Here is a 353-nt window from a genome sequence, read left to right as displayed (position 1 = left end):
GGGAGGGCCCGGAGCTATAAGGGTCTTTTTCGACCTGATCGTTCAGTATGTTCGGGAGTGTCACGCGTACTCGTCACGCGAATCGGGACAAAACGGATCATTCGTTTCTAAAAGTAGAAAAATGGTGATCGGAATTCGGCTGGATCGTTTCCGGTGGATCCGGCTGTTTTCCTCGGCGTTTCCGTCGAACGGGAGCTACCGCGCCAGCGGCATGTTGTAGCTCGTCTCCTCGTCCATCACGTGCTCCCAGGTGGCCTCGCACTCGCAGGACACCTGCTCGAAGACGCTCGGGTCCTGCCGTTTATCGAAGTCCTTGATCGCGGTCTGGACGCGGTCGTCGCACTCGCCGCAGT

Annotated in this window: 1 pseudogene; it reads right to left on the bottom strand. The window is 58.1% G+C overall.

From position 1 onward, the window contains the following. Positions 1 to 195 precede the first annotated feature (195 nt). Positions 196 to 353 (bottom strand): annotated as a pseudogene (locus EXE44_RS18645) (TIGR01210 family radical SAM protein); the annotation flags it as partial.

Origin of the sequence: Halorubrum sp. SS7 (assembly GCF_005435055.1) — an archaeon.
Lineage (GTDB): Archaea > Halobacteriota > Halobacteria > Halobacteriales > Haloferacaceae > Halorubrum > Halorubrum salinarum.
The sequence above is the reverse complement of the archived record's forward strand: the minus strand, read 5'-3'. Positions and strand labels throughout refer to the sequence as shown.